At 34.3% G+C, this 20449-nt stretch carries 17 protein-coding genes and 1 pseudogene; 15 read left to right on the top strand and 3 right to left on the bottom strand.

From position 1 onward, the window contains the following. Positions 1–180: 180 nt before the first annotated feature. Entirely contained in the window at positions 181–1182 is a 1002-nt protein-coding gene (locus CQZ94_RS21155) for a S66 family peptidase (protein ID WP_105586940.1), read from the bottom strand. A 220-nt stretch (positions 1183–1402) separates the two neighbouring features. On the opposite strand from CQZ94_RS21155, the gene CQZ94_RS21150 reads away from it, so the two are divergent. Together CQZ94_RS21150 and CQZ94_RS21145 are read left to right on the top strand one after the other, a co-directional pair. Further along, entirely contained in the window at positions 1403–2356 is a 954-nt protein-coding gene (locus tag CQZ94_RS21150) for a D-alanyl-D-alanine carboxypeptidase family protein (RefSeq protein ID WP_105586939.1), read from the top strand. A gap of 244 nt (positions 2357–2600) precedes the next feature. Next, complete coding sequence (locus CQZ94_RS21145; RefSeq protein ID WP_105586973.1) at positions 2601–3200, top strand: nitroreductase family protein; 600 nt, start codon at positions 2601–2603, stop codon at positions 3198–3200. Between the two features lie 42 nt (positions 3201–3242). Here the strand turns inward: CQZ94_RS21145 and CQZ94_RS31270 are convergent, their stop codons facing one another. Further along, positions 3243–3413 (bottom strand): hypothetical protein, encoded by a 171-nt coding sequence (locus CQZ94_RS31270; protein ID WP_181149528.1) that lies wholly within the window; start codon positions 3411–3413, stop codon positions 3243–3245. 609 nt (positions 3414–4022) lie between these two features. Between CQZ94_RS31270 and entFM the strand changes: the two genes are divergently transcribed. Next, positions 4023–5297, top strand: a complete 1275-nt coding sequence (gene entFM / locus CQZ94_RS21140; RefSeq protein WP_105586938.1) for an enterotoxin EntFM — start codon at positions 4023–4025, stop codon at positions 5295–5297. Positions 5298–5464: 167 nt separating this feature from the next. On the opposite strand, the gene CQZ94_RS21135 is transcribed toward entFM, so the two are convergent. Beyond that, on the bottom strand, positions 5465–6229 hold the full coding sequence (locus tag CQZ94_RS21135; protein WP_105586937.1) for an alpha/beta fold hydrolase: 765 nt from the start codon (positions 6227–6229) through the stop codon (positions 5465–5467). 271 nt (positions 6230–6500) lie between these two features. Here CQZ94_RS21135 and CQZ94_RS21130 point away from each other — a divergent pair, with 271 nt between their 5' ends. From CQZ94_RS21130 to CQZ94_RS21075, 12 genes and pseudogenes are all read left to right on the top strand, one after another. Continuing rightward, positions 6501–8261 (top strand): ABC transporter ATP-binding protein, encoded by a 1761-nt coding sequence (locus tag CQZ94_RS21130; protein ID WP_105586936.1) that lies wholly within the window; start codon positions 6501–6503, stop codon positions 8259–8261. Positions 8262–8349: 88 nt separating this feature from the next. Next, positions 8350–9027: an envelope stress response regulator transcription factor HitR gene (gene hitR / locus CQZ94_RS21125; RefSeq protein ID WP_105586972.1), complete on the top strand. Its 678-nt coding sequence runs from the start codon at positions 8350–8352 to the stop codon at positions 9025–9027. Next, positions 9024–10103, top strand: a complete 1080-nt coding sequence (gene hitS, locus CQZ94_RS21120; RefSeq protein WP_105586935.1) for an envelope stress sensor histidine kinase HitS — start codon at positions 9024–9026, stop codon at positions 10101–10103. Before hitR ends, hitS begins: the two co-directional genes overlap by 4 nt. 306 nt (positions 10104–10409) lie before the next feature. Continuing rightward, positions 10410–10499 (top strand): annotated as a pseudogene (locus CQZ94_RS21115) (IS6 family transposase); the annotation flags it as partial. A gap of 125 nt (positions 10500–10624) precedes the next feature. After that, positions 10625–12064 carry a tyrosine-tyramine antiporter gene (tyrP, locus tag CQZ94_RS21110; protein WP_105586971.1) on the top strand — a complete coding sequence of 480 codons (1440 nt, stop codon included), beginning with the start codon at positions 10625–10627 and terminating at the stop codon, positions 12062–12064. Between the two features lie 207 nt (positions 12065–12271). Continuing rightward, the gene (gene tdc / locus CQZ94_RS21105; RefSeq protein ID WP_105586934.1) at positions 12272–14155 is read left to right on the top strand and encodes a tyrosine decarboxylase; all 1884 of its coding nucleotides are present in this window, start codon (positions 12272–12274) and stop codon (positions 14153–14155) included. A 195-nt stretch (positions 14156–14350) separates the two neighbouring features. Further along, complete coding sequence (gene tyrS, locus CQZ94_RS21100; protein ID WP_105586933.1) at positions 14351–15613, top strand: tyrosine--tRNA ligase; 1263 nt, start codon at positions 14351–14353, stop codon at positions 15611–15613. Positions 15614–16305: 692 nt separating this feature from the next. Further along, the gene (locus tag CQZ94_RS21095) at positions 16306–17025 is read left to right on the top strand and encodes a 3-ketoacyl-ACP reductase (RefSeq protein WP_000818985.1); all 720 of its coding nucleotides are present in this window, start codon (positions 16306–16308) and stop codon (positions 17023–17025) included. A 149-nt stretch (positions 17026–17174) separates the two neighbouring features. Next, positions 17175–17846 (top strand): O-methyltransferase, encoded by a 672-nt coding sequence (locus CQZ94_RS21090; protein WP_105586932.1) that lies wholly within the window; start codon positions 17175–17177, stop codon positions 17844–17846. A gap of 133 nt (positions 17847–17979) precedes the next feature. After that, positions 17980–18873, top strand: coding sequence for an aminoglycoside 6-adenylyltransferase (locus CQZ94_RS21085; protein ID WP_105586931.1), 894 nt, complete (start codon positions 17980–17982; stop codon positions 18871–18873). 250 nt (positions 18874–19123) lie between these two features. Continuing rightward, the gene (locus CQZ94_RS21080) at positions 19124–19954 is read left to right on the top strand and encodes a peptidoglycan-N-acetylglucosamine deacetylase (RefSeq protein WP_105586930.1); all 831 of its coding nucleotides are present in this window, start codon (positions 19124–19126) and stop codon (positions 19952–19954) included. Between the two features lie 71 nt (positions 19955–20025). Beyond that, positions 20026–20367, top strand: coding sequence for an SdpI family protein (locus CQZ94_RS21075; protein WP_105586929.1), 342 nt, complete (start codon positions 20026–20028; stop codon positions 20365–20367). Positions 20368–20449: the final 82 nt, after the last annotated feature.

Genomic DNA, 20449 nt, shown 5'->3' with positions numbered 1-20449 from the left:
TTTCAGTACATATCATAGATTTTTGCTTATCATTTCACATTCCAAAATATATAGTAACATGTCTTCTATTGTAAAACAACAGAAGACATTAGGCACTATTTGTTATGAGTGATATCCACTTTCTTCTATTAAAAATGTAATTGTATTTTTCAGCATTACAAGATAGTGGAATAAGTGTCGTTAGTCTCTCCATCGCTCTATAATTTGTACCGTTTTATTTGTTGCATCCATCTCTACTTGAATACCTATTGGCAAAGTAATCATTGGATGAGTATGACAACAATCAAAATCGGCTAGAAAAGGAAGTTTTTGATTTTGTAATACTTCTAATAATATTTCGTAAGGTTTTCGATTTGTACCACAATCATCGAATTGCTCATGTTTTCCAAGGATGATACCTGAAATTTTATCAAAAACGCCGTTAATTTTAAGTAATGAAAAACTTCTTTCGATAGTAGATGCATCTTTTGAGCTATCTTCAATAAAGAGAATGTCACCCTCTTGAATATGTGGCATATAGGGGCTGCCCCAAATACCTTGTATAGTGTTTAAATTCCCACCAATAATACGTCCAGTAGTTTTTCCGCCCATTACTGAAATCCAATTGTTCGATCGAAGTTCTTTTTCCTGCGTTTTTTCTTCCCAATTAATAAATTCATCTGACCAAAATAACGGTTGGCTTAAGTTGTAAGGAAGATGTTGATCAGTTATTAAAGTATCCGCAAAATATTTGTACGTGCAATCTACGAAAGGCTCAAATTCACCAAAAGAAGGAACAAGTGCTGGACCATAAAATGTAGGAATTCCTGTTTTTGCATAAATCCCTAGTAATAATGCTGTTGTGTCTGAATAGCCAATCATTATTTTAGGGTTCTTTTGAAAAGTCTCATAATCAATATAAGGTAATAATGAATTTGAATTCAGTCCCCCAATTGTCGACATGATACAAGAGACGTTAGGATTTCTAATCAAGTTATTTAATTCCTCAGCACGCTCTTTAATGCTCCCGGAACGATAATAATCATATTGACCTGTTAGTGAACCTTCTAATATATGAAATCCTTTCTGTTCTAAGTATAATTTTGCTCGTTTAAACCTTTTTGAAGAAGTGTAGGTTACTGGTGAAGAGGAGGAGTAGATGCCGATTGTATCTCCATATTTCAATCTTTTTGGAAGTATCATTTGTATAATTCCTTTCTATTATATAGTGTTTTTGTGTTTATATGGTATTGAATATTCTTATATTTCGTTATTTTTAGTGTAACACATATGAAAAAGAGAAAGAGGTTGAAATAATAATTGCTGTAAGATGAATAAATATGCTTTTTACCTTGACGATATAAAGTAATTGTTGTTATGGTTAAACATGAGTGTATAAAAGATTTGCTAAAGGAGTTTTGGGATGAATCGGTTAAAATGGGGAGGATTAACAATCCTATTAGTAGTAATTCTGGGTATATGTTGGTTCTTTTTCCAAGGAGTTCAAAAGAGTGAAACAAATGTAGATACTCAGCCTTTACAAGTGGCAGAGCTACCTAAAACAGGGCTATCTGAAAAAGTAGTTCCACCAAAATATATACCACCAGAAATTGATGCAAAAGCAGCTATTATTATCAATGCGAGTAATGGAGATGTTATTTATCAAAATAATGAAAATGAAGCTGTTGCCCCTGCTAGTATGTCAAAAATGATGACAGCATATCTCGTTTTAGAGAGTATACATAATGGAAAAGTCCGCTGGGAAGATCCAGTGAAAATAAGTGCGAAATCGGCACAAACAGAGGGTGCAAAAATCCCAATGCAAGTAAATGATACATTAACTGTTAAGGACTTATATCATGCGTTAATGATTGAATCGGCTAATAATTCGGCTGTCGCTTTAGCAGAACATGTAGCTAAGACAGAAAAAAACTTTGTTCAACTTATGAATGAAAAAGCCCAGCAGTTAGAAATGTCAGATAAAGCTAAATTCGCGAATGCTTCCGGATTACAGGAGCCCGACGGAAGTGAAACAAAAATGACAGCAGCTGACGTAGCAAAATTAGCGTATCATCTTATAAAAGACTACCCAGAAATATTAGAAGTGACTCACTTACGTCAAAGTCAGTTAGCATTTAACAATGTTAATGTTACAAGCACAAATGAGATGTTAAATAAAAATAATAAAGCTTTATATATAGAAGGAATAGACGGATTAAAAACAGGATTTACAGATAGCGCAGGGTATTGTTTTACAGGTACTGCAAAACAAGGTGATAATCGCATTATTACAGTTGTTATGGGGACAAAAGGTAAAACAAAACGTTTCACAGAAACACAGAAGCTAATGTCCTATGCTTTTCAATTGGTTAATTAGGTGAAGAAGTAAGTTAATTGCTATAAAAAAAGACAGACAGTTTATTTGAACCTTGATGTTGGTGATAATAAGCTGTTTTTTAATTTTTGAGAGTATGGGGAGTAAAAACTCAAGTGATATCATTTGAGTTTGTTTTTGTTTGTTGATAGTATTAAGTTAAGAACTTATTAATAATAAGTTTAAGAGGCATTATATGCTTCGTACATATGATACTGCCTCAAATGAAAAATTGGAGGGAATTGTAATGGCAAAAGATTTTTACTTAGCGATTGAAGACAGAAGATCTATTTACGCGATTAGTAAAGAGCAAGTAGTTTCTGATGAAAGAATTCAAGAAGTGATTTATCATGCTGTGAAACATACACCTTCGGCTTTTAATTCTCAAAGTGCAAGAGTTGTTGTATTACTAGGTGAACAACACGACAAATTATGGGATGTTACGAAAGAAACGTTACGAAAAATTGTACCTGAAAATAATTTTGCACCTACTGAAGAGAAAATGAATGCATTTAAAAGTGGCTATGGAACAGTTTTATATTTCGAAGATAGTAAAGTAGTAGAAAGTTTGCAAGAGAACTTTGCGTTATACAAAGACAATTTCCCTACATGGTCTCAACAATCTTCAGGAATGTTGCAATTTGCGATTTGGACAGCGCTAGAGATTGAAGGTTTTGGTGCTACATTACAACATTATAATCCGTTGATTGATGAAGAAGTAAGGAAAGAATGGGATGTACCTGGACACTGGAAGTTAACTGCGCAAATGCCATTTGGTAAACCAGTAGTTTCTGCAGGAGATAAAGAATATCAGGCATTAGAAACTCGTGTGAAAATTTACAAATAAAATAAAATAAAAGGTGAACAGAGATATAATCTGTTCACCTTTTTATACATGGTAAAAGTTTGTATGCTGAATTGTTTTCATCTGTTCTTTTAATTCGTTTTTCTTTGTTTCAATGATTGTTACCTTTTTAAATGTTGTAAACGATAATAAGTGAGTAAGAGCGTAGTAAAGTTCGATATTATTATTTATGTGATCGTCTATTATTTTTTCCACAAATGCAACTCCTCTTTTCATGTGATTATACATACTCTATCAATAAAACCCTAATAATTCCATATTTAGTAGGGAAACAAAATGGTCAATTGTGTTTTTTGAATGGGAATGCTCTTGAGTGGGGGGATTTTTGTGCATGAAATCTTACAAATCATCACTTTGTTTAAAATCATACATAGTATAGAGAATTCATTTTCTTAAAATATTATACTATTGATAAATAAAGTGTTTTTTGTCATGATAAGAGTGTGCCTCATGAAAAAGAACTTTCTAGAAAAACATATTGTGTTTATGTATTAGATTAATGGAATTTCTATATTAGATAAAAAGTGTAAAATTTATATTGAAATAACGTAGGAAGTTTTTAAATTTTGATGTAATACATAAGAAATTTGAAAAAATCGTTGCAAAAACACACAGTTTAATGGTAAAGTTCACATGAAGTTCACACGGAAGTCACTTCAATCGTTTAAAATAAACGACGTGTGAAAAATAAAACTCTTGCTAAAAAATGGAACTGGATGAATATTTTACTTTGATAATATTGTAAAGTACTAAGTTTATAGTTTTTCTCAAGAGGATAGTAGGGAAAGGAAGTAAAGACAACTTATGAAAAAAGTAATCGCAGGTTTAGCAGCAGCATCTGTAGTAGGCGTAGCAGTTCCAGGAATGGATTCTGCTCATGCACAAGTTTCAAATGATGCGCTAAAAGAAATTAATGGACAAACACAAACTCAAACGACTGTAACTGAAACAAAAACAGTAGAAACAACTTCTGAATTAAAATACACGGTAACAGCTGATGTATTAAATGTACGTTCAGGTGCTGGTACAGGACATAACGTTATTTCTAAAGTAAAAGCAGGTCAAGTACTTCAAGTAATTGGACAAGAAAACGGTTGGTTCAAAGTTAGTGTAAATGGTCAAACAGGTTATGTAAGTGGGGACTTCGTAACAACTGGTGGCAATAAAGGAACTACTGTTCAACAAGGAACAGGTACTTACACAGTAAACGTTTCTTCACTAAACGTACGTACAGGCCCAAGTGCATCTCATACTGTTTTAGGTTCTGTAAATAAAGGTAAAACAGTTCAAGTTGTAGGTGAAGTTCAAGATTGGTTTAAAATTAACTTCAATGGTGGAACTGGATACGTAAGTAAAGACTTCGTAACAAAAGGTGGTTCAGCTGTATCTAACGAAACACAGCAACCAACTACAAACAACAACAACAATACTGCTACAGTTCAAACTGGTGGTTCATATGTTGTTAATACAGGAGCTTTAAAAGTACGTACAGGTCCAGCTACATATAACCCTGTAATTGGTGGGGTAACAAACGGTACAGTATTAAACGTTACTGGCGCTGAAAATGGTTGGTATAAAATTAACCATAACGGCCGCACAGGTTACGTAAGTGCAGACTTTGTGAAGTTTGTAAAAGGCGGAGTGAACAATGTAGTTACTGGTGGTAACCAAGGTACGAACCAAGTACAAAAACCAACAGCACCAACAGGTGGAGATACATCTTCAATCGCTGGATTCGCTAGATCTTTAAATGGTTCACCATACAAAACTGCTGGTGTAACACCTGCTGGTTTTGACTGCAGTGGATTCATCCACTACGTATTAAATCAAACTGGTCATTCAGGCGCTCGTCAAACAGTTGCTGGATACTGGAGCTCTAAAACAAAAACTAGCAATCCACAACCAGGTGATTTAGTATACTTCCAAAATACTTATAAATCAGGTCCTTCTCACATGGGCGTTTACTTAGGAAATGGACAGTTTATCAGTGCAGAAAATGACGCAACTGGTGTACGCATTAGCTCTGTAAGCAACTCTTACTGGAGTAAGCACCTATTAGGTTACACAAAAGCATACTAAGAAAAAGTATTTTTTATACTTTTTGTATAGAGAAAAGGCTTTCCAGGGAAACTTGGGAAGCCTTTTTTATAGTTAGATAAACTGACAGTATAGTAGTATTTATCTCGCTATTTGCGGGATAATAATCAGCGGGGGATGGACAAAACCCCGCTGATTAAAGTTTCACTTTATGTCAATTTCCCACGCAAAAACTTAGCATATAAATCATGAAAATAGTTTGGACGGAATAAGTTTGCTGCATGACCTGCTAATGGAATTTCTTTATATAAAACGTTCGGAAGAATGGACTTCAAATCAAAGAGACAAGATTTATAGAGATGATCATGTTCTCCCATCACCCATAATATAGGATGGGGAAGTGCTTTTAATTTAGATTTCAAGTCGAATTCTAAGCGATGTCGTAATGACTCAGCAATAATGGACGAGTGTAATTGTAATCCGAAACGGTAATAAATATTTCGTGAAATAACAGCGAACGGATTTGCCCTTAGTATTCCACTTGGAAAAATAGTACTAGCATACTGAGAAAGCCAAGATGAATATTCATCACCACGTTTTTCCCAAAATTTTCGAAAAACATTATATAAACGGGAAGGGTTATTATAATGTCCACCAATATGACAAATGCTTAATACTTTTTCTGGATGCATTTGTGCAAATGTCGTAGAGATATAACAGCCATAGCTTAGAGCACAAATATGAGCCTTTTCAATTCCCTCTTTTTCATACAAGTTCAATAATTGATCTACGAGGCGCTGTATTGAAAAGTCGATAGCTTCTCCTTTATCGTCGCCGTGACCTAATAAGTCATAAGTTATAATGTTGTAGGATGCAGAAAATCGTTTATGCTCTTTTTTGAAGGCGCGGCGATTTCCAACTAATCCATGAATAAAAATGATTGTTTCCTTTTCGGAATGTTTATTTGTTTGCAAAAAGGATACTCCTTTCAATGCTGGAGATTTATATAGTATTTTAAATTAGCTAATTGAAAAAATCAGTTATTATTATTCTATGCGTAGTCTATAATTCACATAGAATAATAAGTACCAGGTAATAATATCAGATATTTACACTTGTTGTAAAGATGAGTTTATATGTATATTTTGTAAAAATAGAAAAAGTGTGTTTACATTCAGTTTACATTTATAGCGTATTCTAGTTTTAGAGATAATAGTTTTGTTTATAACGAGGAGATGAACGACAATGGAAGTTAGGAATATAGAAAAGAAAAAAGGGAATTGGAGGCAGTTTTTACGTCTTATTCGAGATACAAATCCACCGAAAGGCATTCTTATTTTTGCATTACTAATGAGCTTACTTTCTACTGGAGCGAGTTTGTTTATTCCAATGCTGACAAAAGGTTTAGTTGATAATTTTTCACTTTCCTCAATTAGTACGGGACAAATTGTTGGATTAATTGCATTCTTTATTATTCAAACAATTGCTGCGGGATTGTCTATTTATTTACTGAATTATATTGGACAAAAAATTGTGGCTGGACTTAGGGAACGATTGTGGAAAAAGGTACTTATTTTACCAGTGTCTTATTATGATCAAAACAGAACGGGAGATACAATTAGTCGTATGACAAATGATACAGGTGTTGTTAAAACATTAATTTCTGAGCATTTGTCAAACTTATTAACAGGCGGTATCTCAATTATTGGGTCATTAATTGTATTATTTGTTTTAGACTGGAAAATGACAATTTTACTTTTAACGGTTATTCCATTATCGGTACTAATTTTAGTTCCACTTGGACGGAAAATGTATAAGATTTCAAAAGCGCTTCAAGATGAAACAGCTTCGTTTACAAGTGTGTTAACACAAGTGTTATCAGAAATTCGTTTAGTGAAATCTTCAAATACGGAAAAAAGAGAATATGAAACAGGGAATACAGGTATCCAAAAATTATTGCAATTTGGTTTGAAAGAAGGAAAAGTGCAAGCATTAATTTCACCAGTTATGTCGTTTGTTTTAATGGCATTACTTGTTATTATCGTAGGGTATGGTGGAATGCGAGTTTCTAGCGGTGCATTAACAACAGGTGAACTTGTAGCATTTATTTTGTATTTAGTTCAAATTATTATGCCGATGAGCCAGTTATCTATGTTCTTTACTCAGTTCCAAAAAGCAATTGGTGCAACCGAAAGAATTAATACGATTTTAGAATATGAAGTAGAAGATCATGAGACAGGTATGAATGTTACAAATGCGAAGCAGTCGATCGTTATTGAAAATGTACATTTTGAGTATAACGAAGAAGAGAAAGTGTTGAAAAATATCGACTTCACGATTGAATCTGGAAAAGTAACAGCGATTGTAGGACCAAGTGGTAGCGGAAAAACAACTTTATTCTCGCTGTTAGAACGTTTTTATGAGCCAACTAGTGGTTTCATAAAATTAGGGAAAGAACCAATTACAGCATATTCATTACAGTCATGGCGACGTCAAATTGGTTACGTTTCACAAGATAGTCCGTTAATTGATGGAACGATTCGTGATAATATTTGTTACGGTGTTGAGGGTGAAGTGACTGACGAAGAAATTGAAAGAGTAGCAGCGATGGCGTATGTTGATGCGTTTATTCATGATTTACCAAGCGGATATGCAACAGAAGTTGGAGAGCGTGGTGTGAAGCTTTCTGGAGGGCAAAGACAACGAATTGCGATTGCTCGAGCGTTACTACGAAATCCGCAAATCCTTATGTTAGATGAAGCAACTTCAAGTCTCGATAGTAAATCAGAGTCTGTCGTTCAAAAGGCGTTAAATAACTTAATGAAAGGTAGAACAACTTTAGTTATTGCACATAGGCTTTCTACCGTAGTAGATGCAGATAAGATTATCTTTATTGAAAAAGGGAATCTGACAGGTAGTGGATCTCATGACGAATTATTACGTACACATGACATGTATCGTGAATTCGCAATGCAGCAGTTGAAAATTAAAGAAGGTGCCTTATAGAATGAAAACAATCAGTGAGGGAGCACTTCACTGATTGTTGATTTTTGAGAGTTGTAATAAGTATGTTAAGCAGAAAGGATATGATTCCTTGATACCTAAAATATTAATTGTAGATGATGATCCGCACATTAGGGAGCTTGTTACTCTATTTTTGGAACGAGAAGGTTTTCAAACATATGAGGCGGTTGATGGACTTGATGCTCTTCGAAAAATAGAAGAAGTGAAAATCGATATGGCGATTCTTGATATTATGATGCCGAATATGGATGGATTTGATTTATGTTATGAATTAAGAAAATACTATGATATCCCGATTCTTATGCTAACTGCCAAAGGGGAAACGTCTCAAAAAGTAAAAGGATTTCACCTTGGAACAGATGATTATCTTGTAAAACCATTCGACCCTATAGAACTAGTAGTAAGAGTAAAGGCATTACTGAAACGTTACCAAATTACAGTATCGCAATCTATTCAAGTTGGAAATGTACTGTTAAATCGTAAAACATTTGAAGTTACATCCGGAGAACAAACGGTTACGTTACCGCTAAAAGAATTCGAGTTACTCTTTACATTAGGTTCTAAAGCGGGAAGAACTTGTTCAAGAGAGCAATTAATTGAAGATGTATGGGGATATGATTTTGAAGGGAATGAACGCACGCTAGACGTTCATATTAATCGGTTACGTGAAAAATTTCAAGAAGAGAAGTCAAAGTTTAGTATTAAAACGATAAGAGGCTTAGGGTATCGCTTAGAGGTAAGTAAATGAGAAAAAGAGAACGAATGAGTAAGTTGAAGATGCTGAAAGTAATCGGAGCGATAATAGCGCTCTTTTCTTTTCTCACTATAATTTGGTCTATAGCATTTTATGTATCATCAAGTATAATAAATGCTCTTGAAATAAACGTATCGCCTTTTGTTACTTTTCTAATTAGTGACATGGTCGGCTTTGTATTTATTGTTCTTATTTGGACATTGATCGGAATATTAATGAGACCAAAACGAGAGGCGATGATTTGGACTATTATTGAACCGATACAAAAAATTGCAAAAGGAGACTTCTCCGTAAAAATACGAAATGAAGAAAAGTATGATGGAGAAATTGGTGTACTCGTAAAAAGTATAAATGATATGACAGAAGAGCTTAATGCAATGGAGAAAATGAGGCAAGAATTTGTATCGAATGTTTCTCATGAAATACAGTCACCTTTAACTTCTATAAAAGGGTTTGCTAGAGCATTACAAGATAATAATCTTTCTGAGGAAAAAAGAAAACATTATCTTACCATTATTGAAACTGAAACAACGAGATTATCTAAACTGAGTCAAAATTTACTGAAGTTAACCCTTTTAGAGTCTGAAGAGTATACACCAGAAAGAGTGACTTATCGATTAGATCAACAATTAAAGCAAATTGTATTAAATATTGAACCGCTCTGGGCTGAAAAGGAAATTGAATTAGATCTTGATTTAGAGAAAGTGCATGTAACTGCCGACCAAGAAAGTATGAGTCAAGTGTGGATTAATTTAATTCATAATAGTATTAAATTTACTCCAAGCGGTGGTACGATTACAATTCAGTTAAAAGAACATGAGGAATTAGTGGAAGTACGTATTCATGATAATGGAATTGGTATATCAGAGGAACAGAAGCAGCATGTTTTTGAACGTTTTTACAAAGCAGATTCTTCACGGAATCGCGCTCATGGAGGTAGCGGATTGGGATTGGCGATTGTAAAAAAAGTAGTAGATCTTCATCAAGGGGAAATTAAAGTTAAGAGCACGGAAGGAAATGGTGCGGAATTTATTGTACGTATTCCTTATTATAAAGAAAAACAGGATTAGGGAAGTTTCCGCATGCCCATCAACCTAGAGAATCAAAATCCCCCATAACTAAATTTCTATTCATTACTGACTACTGATAATGATGGGTTATGTTAATTAGAATATTTCATATTGTTAAAGAGTATATTTGAAAAATAGGTTTAAGTTGATGATTTTATAAAATAAAAGAAGGCGTTCCATATCTGGAATGCCTTTTCTTGATGTTTTGTTGCTAATGTGGGTTGTTAAGTTATTTATATTCGCTTAATTCTCGTTTCTTCTTGATGAGGAGTAATTGGCGCATTTGAAATATGGTGGAGGAACAAAGAAGGGTACACATTGGATATTCAACTTCGTAAAAAACGAGATCATCAGGCTGCATATGCCTTTATGAAAAGACACCTATTAAAGAAATTTACCTAGTTATTAAAATTTGCCACATCCTTTTCTTACATAACTATTAATTGATATGCCTATTTTAAAAAGGGTACATCTAATATTTTTTATGAATTAGTTTAAATATGGAAAAGAAAGGAATTTTTATGTCTAATATAAAGAAATTGACACTTTTTGGGTTAATTGGTATTACAATGGCTTTTTTTGGAACGGTACGAAGTGTGCCGACTCTTTCAATTACTGGTTGGACCCAAATCTTCTATATGTTGATAGCTGCGTTTGCATTCGCTCTACCTATTGCGTTAATGTCAGCTGAACTTTCTACGGCTTTCCCTGAAGAAGGTGGACCTCAAGTTTGGGTGGAAAATGCATTAGGTGAGAAATGGGGATTTGTCACCTCATGGTTATTATGGGTTCAAATGTTTTTTGGGATGGTAATGGTTGCGTCAACTGTTGGTATTCTATCGGGTTACGTTATTAATAAGCCAGAACTATCTTCAAACAACTACTTTATTTTTGCCATAATCTTAATTTCATACTGGAGTGTGACTTTATTAAACCTTAAGTTTGATATGGTAAAAGTTGCGGGTAACTGGGGCGCTGTTATTGGTGTGTACATTCCGTTTGTCATTCTTGTTGTTCTAGGTGTCATTTATATGATAAAAAACGGGATTCAATCGAATAGTTATTTAGGCGGCTTTAAGCCAAGGGATCTTATTCCTAATTTTAAGGACTTAGGAAGTTTAACTTATTTATCAGGAATTATCTTTATTTTTGCAGGAGTAGAAATTTCGTCTGTACATGCAAATAATATTGATAATCCAAAACGTAACTATCCAATTGCTGTTATCACTTCAGTAATTTTATTAGCAATTTTTAATATCATTGCTGGGTTAACTGTTTCAAATGCGGTACCAAAAGGTAAATTAGAGCTTGCGAATATAACACAGCCATATATGATTTTCACCAAAAATCTAGGGATTCCATCTATCTTTGTTAACATTATTTCTTTAATGATTTTAATTGGGGTTTTAGTTCAGCTAAGTGCATGGGTACTTGGACCAAGTAAATCTATGATTAAAGTGGCAGATGAAGGGAATTTGCCGAAGTTTTTTCAAAAGAGAACAGAGAAAGATATTCCAATCACTTTTGTGATGATTCAAGCAATTGTAATTTCATTAGTATCTATCTTATATATAGTAGTTCCAGATGTAAACAGTGCATTCTTAATAATAACAATTACAACAACAATTTTGTATTGTGTTGTGTACTCTTTAATTGCTATTTCAGCTGTTAGCTTGCGTTATAAGATGCCAGACGTTAATAGACCATTCAGATTAGGGAGTAAAGGGAATGGATTAATATGGACGGTCTCTATTCTTTCAATGATAAGTATTGTTTTTACGATTATTGTAAGTATTATTCCGCCATCTATTTTAAAGCCAAGTCAATATACTGGATATGTTATTTATCAAGTGGTCGTTACATTAGCAATGATTGGTATAGCACTTATCATCAACAAATTTAAAAAACCAGAGTGGAAGAAAGATAATAGCTCACCTGAGGATATAAGGAAATCAAGCTAAAGAACAAATAAATATTTGGTACGTATTCCTTAAGTTTTGTTATCAAATGAGCTGGCTTATTTGATTAACAGTGTTTTATATCCCGTTTTTGATGGCAGATATTAATTTATGTGTGAATTTTTTGTGCAGAAAAAATCAAAAAATAATAACGTATTTTGTATCGAGGTTACTTAGGGAATATTTGTGATAATTTGGAGGAAATGAAAAATGAACTATAAAATACCGGATATTAATTTAAAAGCATTATTCTTAGGTGATAAAGGTGAAAATGCCGATTTATTTAAAGAGCTGTTAATTAAAATCGTAGATGAACATGTAGGTTGGCGTCAAAATTACCAACCACAAGACCTACCAGTTATTACTCCGCAAGATAAAAGCTCGAAAAATTTCGTAGAAACTGCTGACCATATCCGTAGTGTAATGGATGTGTTATCTTCAAAACTTCGTACCAATTCATTACCATGGCATTCGGCAGGGCGGTTTTGGGGACATATGAATTCAGAAACATTAATGCCGGCTATTATTGCATATACAGCTGCAATGTTATGGAATGGGAATAACGTGGCGTATGAATCTTCTCCAGGCACTTCTCAAATGGAAGAAGAAGTAGGGCATGAATTTGCTGCTCTTATGAGTTATAAAAAAGGTGAGAGTTGGGGGCATATTTGTGCGGATGGTTCTATTGCTAATCTAGAAGGCCTTTGGTATGCAAGAAACATGAAATCCCTTCCTTTAGCGATTAAAGAAGTAGCTCCTCAATTTGTAGAAGATAAATCAGAATGGGAATTATTAAATATGTCTACAGAAGAAATTCTAAATATTTTAGAAAGAATACCTGGAAAAATTGATGAAATTAAAGCACATTCTGCGCGTAATGGTCAACATCTACAAGAGCTGGGCAAATGGTTGATTCCACAAACTAAACACTATTCTTGGCTAAAATCAGCGGATATTATTGGTATAGGCCTTGATAATGTGGAAACAATTGATGTTGATCATAACTATCGCATGGACATTGATAAACTTGAAGAAAAAATCCGAGAATTAGCTGCAGAAAAAATACCTATTCTTGGTGTGGTAGCTGTTATTGGTACAACAGAAGAAGGACAAGTAGATCGTATTGATAAGATTGTTGCGTTGCGCGAAAAATTAGCACAAGAGGGTATTTATTTTTACATTCATATAGATGCTGCTTATGGCGGGTATGCTCGAGCGATTTTCTTAGATGAGAACAATGAATTTATTGACTATAACAAAATCGATGAAACATATGTAAAATATGGCATTTTCAATTCGGAAAATGAATGGTTGACAGAAGATATTTACAATTCTTTCAAGGCAATAGACCAGGCTGAAACCGTTACAATTGATCCACATAAAATGGGGTATATACCATACTCTGCGGGTGGGATTGTTGTAAAAGATATTAGAATGCGTGATGTAATTTCTTACTTCGCAACATATGTGTTTGAAAAGGGAGCTGATATTCCTGCATTACTTGGTGCATATATGCTTGAAGGTTCTAAAGCAGGGGCAACTGCAGCCTCAGTTTGGACAGCCCATAAAGTATTACCATTAAACGTGACTGGTTATGGTAAATTACTAGGTGCAAGTATTGAAGGAGCTTACCATTTTTATCATTTTTTACAGGATAAACAATTTAAAGTTGGAGATAAAACTATTCATGTTTATCCATTAACAAAGCCTGATTTTAATATGGTTGACTATGTATTTAATGAAGAAGGAAACACAAGTTTAGCAAAAATGAACAAATTAAATCATGATTTTTTTGGTCAATCTTCTTATGTAAAAGGAAATATATACTACAATGAATTTCTTACTTCTCATACAGACTTTGCTATCCCTGATTATGGAAATAGCCCACTTCCATTTGTGAAAAGTCTTGGATTTAGTAAAGAAGAATGGGATAAGGAAAGAAAAGTAACAGTACTACGAGCTTGTGCATTATCTCCGTACGCTCATGATAAAGATGTATTCGATGAATACGCTAATAAGATTGAAAGCGCAATTCAAGAAAAACTTGAAATAATTTACAATGCGAAAAATAAAAGTAATGATGAATCTGTTTAAGGTGTAGTATACGATAAAAGTTGAAGAAGCACAGCGCAGTAGTTATAGATACAATTGCTGAGAGTAATATTAATGGTACAATCTGGGCGGCAATACGATTAAGAATGGTCCTTATGTATTTTTTAGACATAGGGACCTTTGTTTTCAGACACACTAAAAAAGCGAATTCTTAAAAATGAAAGGGGTTAGAAAAGCATGAACATCATTGACGAATTAGAATGGCGTAATGCTATCAATCAACAAACAGATGCAGAAGGGTTACGTGAGTTAGTAGAAGAGGAAAAAATTTCCCTGTACTGTGGGGTAGATCCAACGGGTGATAGTATGCATATTGGACATTTAATCCCATTTATGATGATGAAACGTTTCCAATTAGAAGGGCATCATCCAGTAATTTTAATTGGAGGAGCTACTGGGACAATTGGTGATCCAAGTGGACGTCAAACAGAACGTCAATTACAGACGTTAGAACAAGTACAGCATAATGTTGAGGCATTGACGACACAAATGAAAAAGTTATTTGATTTTGGTGGTAATAGTAAAGTGAAGATGGTAAATAACTATGACTGGACACATCAGGTAAATATTATTGAATTTTTACGTGATTACGGTAAGAATTTTAGTGTGAATACGATGTTAGCAAAAGACATTGTAGCAAGTCGATTAGGGAGCGGAATTTCTTTTACAGAATTTTCATATCAAATTCTACAAGCTATGGACTTCCATCATTTATACAAATACGAAGGAGTACAACTACAAATTGGTGGTAGTGACCAATGGGGCAATATAACAAGTGGGTTAGATTTAATACGTAAATTAGAAGGGGCAGAGGTAAAAGCATTTGGATTAACAATCCCCTTAATGCTAAAAGCAGACGGCACAAAGTTTGGTAAAACAGCAGGTGGGGCGATTTGGTTAGATTCAGAAAAAACAACACCATTTGAATTCTATCAGTTCTGGGTGAATACAGATGATCGCGATGTAATTAAATACTTAAAATTCTTCACTTTCTTAACGAAAGATAGAATTGATGAATTAGCGGTTAAGGTTCAAACAGAACCTCATAAACGTGAAGCACAAAAAGTATTAGCAGAAGAAATGACGAAATTTGTTCATGGTGAGCATGCGCTTTCGCAAGCATTAAAAATTACAGAAGCGTTATTTAGTGGGGATATTCGATCATTAACTGCAGATGAAATTGAACAAGGATTTAAAGATATGCCAACTTTCCACGCTTCAAACGAAACAAAAAATATTGTTGAGTGGTTAGTTGACCTAGGGATTGAACCTTCTAGACGTCAAGCAAGGGAAGACATTAATAATGGAGCTATTTCTATGAATGGTGAAAAGGTAACGGATGTAAATACAGATGTTACAGTTGGAAACTCATTCGATGGAAGGTTTATCATTATTCGTAAAGGTAAAAAGAATTACAGTTTGGTGAAATTAGGGAAATAGATTCTGTTGATGGTAACAGTTCACTTCCATTCAAGAAGAGCTTTGAATTTAGTGACGAAGAATAGGAACAGCACTATGAGCTTGTGCGTCATCTTCATATGCTCATGATAAGAATATGCTGTGAAGATGGCAAAAGCAATTCAAGAGAAACTCGAAACCAACTATAATGTAGTGAATAAATTTAGTAGAAAATCATTTATCTACATAATTTATATTGTTACCGAATCCTAGCTAGGCAGTATACTTACTCCCTCGAAATTTAGCGGTGTTGAATACCCCCCATTTGTTTATATTATTTCGCGGTTTACCGGAAATTCCAAAAGTGAATCTAAAGAATTTAAAAAAGTTGATTAAATCCTATAATATTTTGTAGTTTATAAAACAACGTTGTTTGAGACTATCCCCTTTAAGTAGTAATTCAAAAACTCCTGGTAATGTGGAGAAAAGAATGAGACTTAGAGAGGACTTTTTTATGTTGAAAGGAGAGGTATTCATAATTATCTTATTGTTTTTTATGAAGAGAAGATTAGTTATCGATTTATTACTTTAGTTTTTCTTTAAATATGCATTTACCATTACTATAGTTACCTACAAGTAACCTACGCACATGAAAGTGCATCATTGCCTTTTTACATAAACATAGATACACTTTTAATATAATAAACAACTGAGATGATTAAGGAGTGTTACACTTGGCAGAATTATTACAAGGAAAAAATGCTTTAATTACAGGAGCAGGTAGAGGGATTGGTCGCGCTGTAGCGATCGCATTAGCGAAAGAAGGCGTAAATGTTGGTCTTTTAGCTCGTTCAGAAGAAAACTTAAAAGCAGTAGCGAAAGAAGTAGAAGCAGAAGGCGTAAAAGCTGTTATTGCGACTGCTGACGTATCTTCATATGAAGAGGTAACTACTGCAATTGAAACATTAAAAAACGGTTTAGGATCTATCGATATTTTAATTAATAACGCTGGTATTTCTAAGTTTGGTAAGTTCTTAGAACTAGACGTTGCTGATTGGGAAAAAATCATTCAAGTAAACCTAATGGGTGTATACTATGCAACCCGCGCAGCTTTACCAAGCATGATTGAACAACAATCTGGTGATATTATTAATATTTCATCTACAGCAGGACAAAAAGGTGCACCTGTAACAAGTGCATATAGTGCTTCTAAATTTGGAGTTCTTGGATTAACAGAATCGTTAGCGATGGAAGTTCGTAAACATAATATCCGTGTAACTGCTTTAACACCAAGTACAGTAGCAACTGATATGGCAGTAGATTTAGGATTAACTGATGGAAATCCTGATAAAGTTATGCAAGCAGAAGATATTGCAGAGTTTATCGTAGCACAGTTGAAATTAAATAAACGTACATTTATTAAATCAGCAGGACTTTGGTCTACTAATCCGTAAGGGATAAATATAAAATACAAAGAAGGGACATCTATTCTGTAATGGAGTGGGTGTCTCTTCTTTATTTTTTGTTTATGAAACAGAATTTTCTGTATAATCAAATATGAATGGTAGAAAAGCATTGAGAAATTGAAGGGGATGGTATTTACATGAGTACAATTGAGAAATGGACGGCTGTTGATCAATATATGAGTGATGTATTAATACCGAAAGATTCTACATTAGAAGAAGTTCTTCAAGCAAACGCTGCAGCTAATTTGCCAGCACATGATGTATCGCCGACTCAAGGGAAGTTTTTACAACTATTAGTACAAATTCAAGGAGCTCGTAACATTTTAGAAATTGGCACTCTAGGCGGATATAGCACTATATGGCTTGCAAGAGCATTGCCATCTGGAGGGCGAATTGTTACATTAGAAGCAAGTGAAAAGCATGCTGAAATTGCACGGAGCAATATTGAGCGTGCTAATTTGAATGATAGAATAGAAATACGAGTAGGATTAGCGTTAGATTCTTTACAGGAAATGGAAAAAGAGAAGTGTGAACCATTTGATTTTATTTTCATAGATGCTGATAAACAAAATAATCCGGCTTATTTTGATTGGGCAATGAAACTATCACGCCCTGGCACTGTAATTATTGGGGATAACGTAGTACGTGAAGGTGAAGTTATTGACAATACTAGTAGCGATCCTCGTGTACAAGGGATACGTCGTTTCTATGAGATAATAGCTGCTGAGCCACGTGTAAGTGCTACAGCGCTTCAAACTGTCGGAAGTAAGGGATACGATGGATTTGTAATGGCAGTCGTTAAAGAATGATGTAAGGAGATAAGTGGAATGAAAAAGATGTTTGAACAATTATAACGTGTATCGTGTACAACGCAGTTAGCTCGTGGGCCTCCGATATACATAACACTATATGTTATATTAAAAAATTGGAGGTTGTGAGTAGATGAGAACTGAAAAAGAAATGCTAGACTTAATTATAAATACAGCAAAAGAGGATGAAAGAATTCGAGCTGTCATCATGAATGGATCACGTGTGAATCCGAATGTGAAAAAAGATTGTTTTCAAGACTATGATATTATTTATGTTGTAAAAGAAGTACAACCTTTTACATCTAATCATAATTGGATTCATAGATTTGGAGAAATAATGATTGTTCAAATGCCGGAAGAAATGTCATTACTTCCAGCAGAAGAAGACGGGAAATTTCCGTATTTAATGCAGTTCATGGATGGGAATCGGATTGATTTAACGTTAGTTCCAGTTGATTTAATAACTAAGTTCGTTGGACAAGATAGTTTAAGTAAACTACTTCTTGATAAAGATAATTGTATTGAAAAATTACCACCAGCAAGCGATAAAGATTACTTAATAAAAAAGCCTACAGAAAAAGAGTTTTTGGATTGCTGTAATGAATTTTGGTGGTGCAGTACAAATGTAGGGAAAGGGTTATGGAGAGAGGAACTTTCTTATGCGAAAGGAATGATTGAAGGTCCTGTACGAGATATGTTGATCGTAATGCTAGAATGGCATATTGGTATGAAAACAGACTTTACAGTTAATACAGGAAAGTTTGGGAAGCATTTTGAGCGATATGTTGACAAAGGTATGTGGGAGCAATTTAAAAAGATATTTTCTAATGCAGAATATGAGAGTATTTGGGAGTCATTCTTTGTAATGGGTGATTTATTTAGAGAAGTTGCGAACGAAATTGCTAACACTTATGGATATCAATATCCACAAGATGACGATGATAAAGTGACGAGCTATTTAAAACATGTGCAAACTTTGCCGAAAGATAGTACATCGATTTATCCCGCATTAACTAACGGGCAGTAAAACTCCCGCCTCAAAATTCGGCTGGAGCAAAGAAGTTAGGTGGGAGTCGGGCTGCCCGTAAAAGCCCGATTGGTTCAACTAATAATCAGTGGGGATGAAAACCCCCCCACTGATTAAAGTTTCACTTTATTAATTGTATAAAGTAGTAAGACTGTCCTAATTATGGACAGTCTTATTTTTGTATATTGATAAGAAATTCTCTAACAAAGTGCAGATGAATCACATATGAAATTTTAGGGAGGTTTTTATCATGTATTATTTTTATTCACCAGAAATGTTCGTTCCATTTCAATGGGGATTAGAACGAGATGTTTCGTATGCTTATATGCCGTATCATTCATTTTATTATGGAGACTATATAAACGCATTGCCATACGCATTACATGTTCCTCAAAATTATGAAGTTCAAATGAAAGAAGAGGATCGTGGATCATGGACACCATTTTCATGGGTCGAAAAATATGCGTATGCATTTTCAGGACCGTACAATAAAGCGGAAGTAGCTCTTACATTTGATGATGGACCAGATTTAGTATTTACGCCGAAAATATTAGATAAGTTAAAAAAGCATAATGTGAAGGCTACTTTCTTCCTGCTTGGCGAAAACGCAGAAAAGTATCCGAATGTAGTACAGCGTATTGCGAATGAGGGGCATGTAATTGGTAATCATGCGTATAGTCATCCCAATTTAGCGAAAGTAAATGAGGCCGAGTACCGTAATCAAATTATAAAAACAGAAGAAATATTAAAGCATTTAGCTGGCTATGCTCCTAAATTTATACGTCCGCCGTATGGTGAAATACTTGAAAGTCAATTAAAGTGGGCAACGGAGCAAAATTTTATGATTGTACAGTGGAGCGTCGATACGGTTGATTGGAAGGGGGTAACTGCTGATACGATTACCAATAATGTGTTAGGGAATTCATTTCCTGGTAGTGTAATACTTCAGCATTCAACTCCAGGTGGGCATTTACAAGGATCTGTAGATGCGCTAGACAAAATCATTCCACAGTTAAAAACGAAAGGTGCACGTTTTGTAACACTTCCAAGTATGTTCCAGACATCGAAAGAAAGAAAATGAATGTGTTATCAATTGGGAAATACAGGATTATACCGTATAATGAAAGTGTAGGTTAGGAGGGGATATAATTGATGTATGCACTAGTAAATATAGGAATGAGTATATTGATTGGTATTATATTTATACTTGCTGCACTTATTCTTCAAAAGAATCCACCGACAGATATAAACGCAGCATATGGTTACCGGACGAAACGATCAATGAAAAATAAGGAATTATGGGATGCGGGTAACAGGTATAGTGCAGAAGTGATGAATCAAAATGGATTTATTATGATGTTAATTGGAAGTGTTACTAGTATATTGTTTAGATATCCCCATACAACAGCAGTGATTATGGCTGTCATGCTATTGTTAATCATTCGCTTATTTATGCGAGTAGAGAAAAGATTGAAGACACTTGAACAACAATGATGAATAAAATAGGACTCCCGGGCAATATAAGCTAGGAGTCCTATTTTATCCCGCATTAACGGGCAGTAAGACACCCACCTCA

The organism is Bacillus sp. MYb209, assembly GCF_002975175.1.
Lineage (GTDB): Bacteria > Bacillota > Bacilli > Bacillales > Bacillaceae_G > Bacillus_A.
Note: the sequence above shows the minus strand (reverse complement) of the source record. Positions and strands in the feature narration are given on the sequence as shown.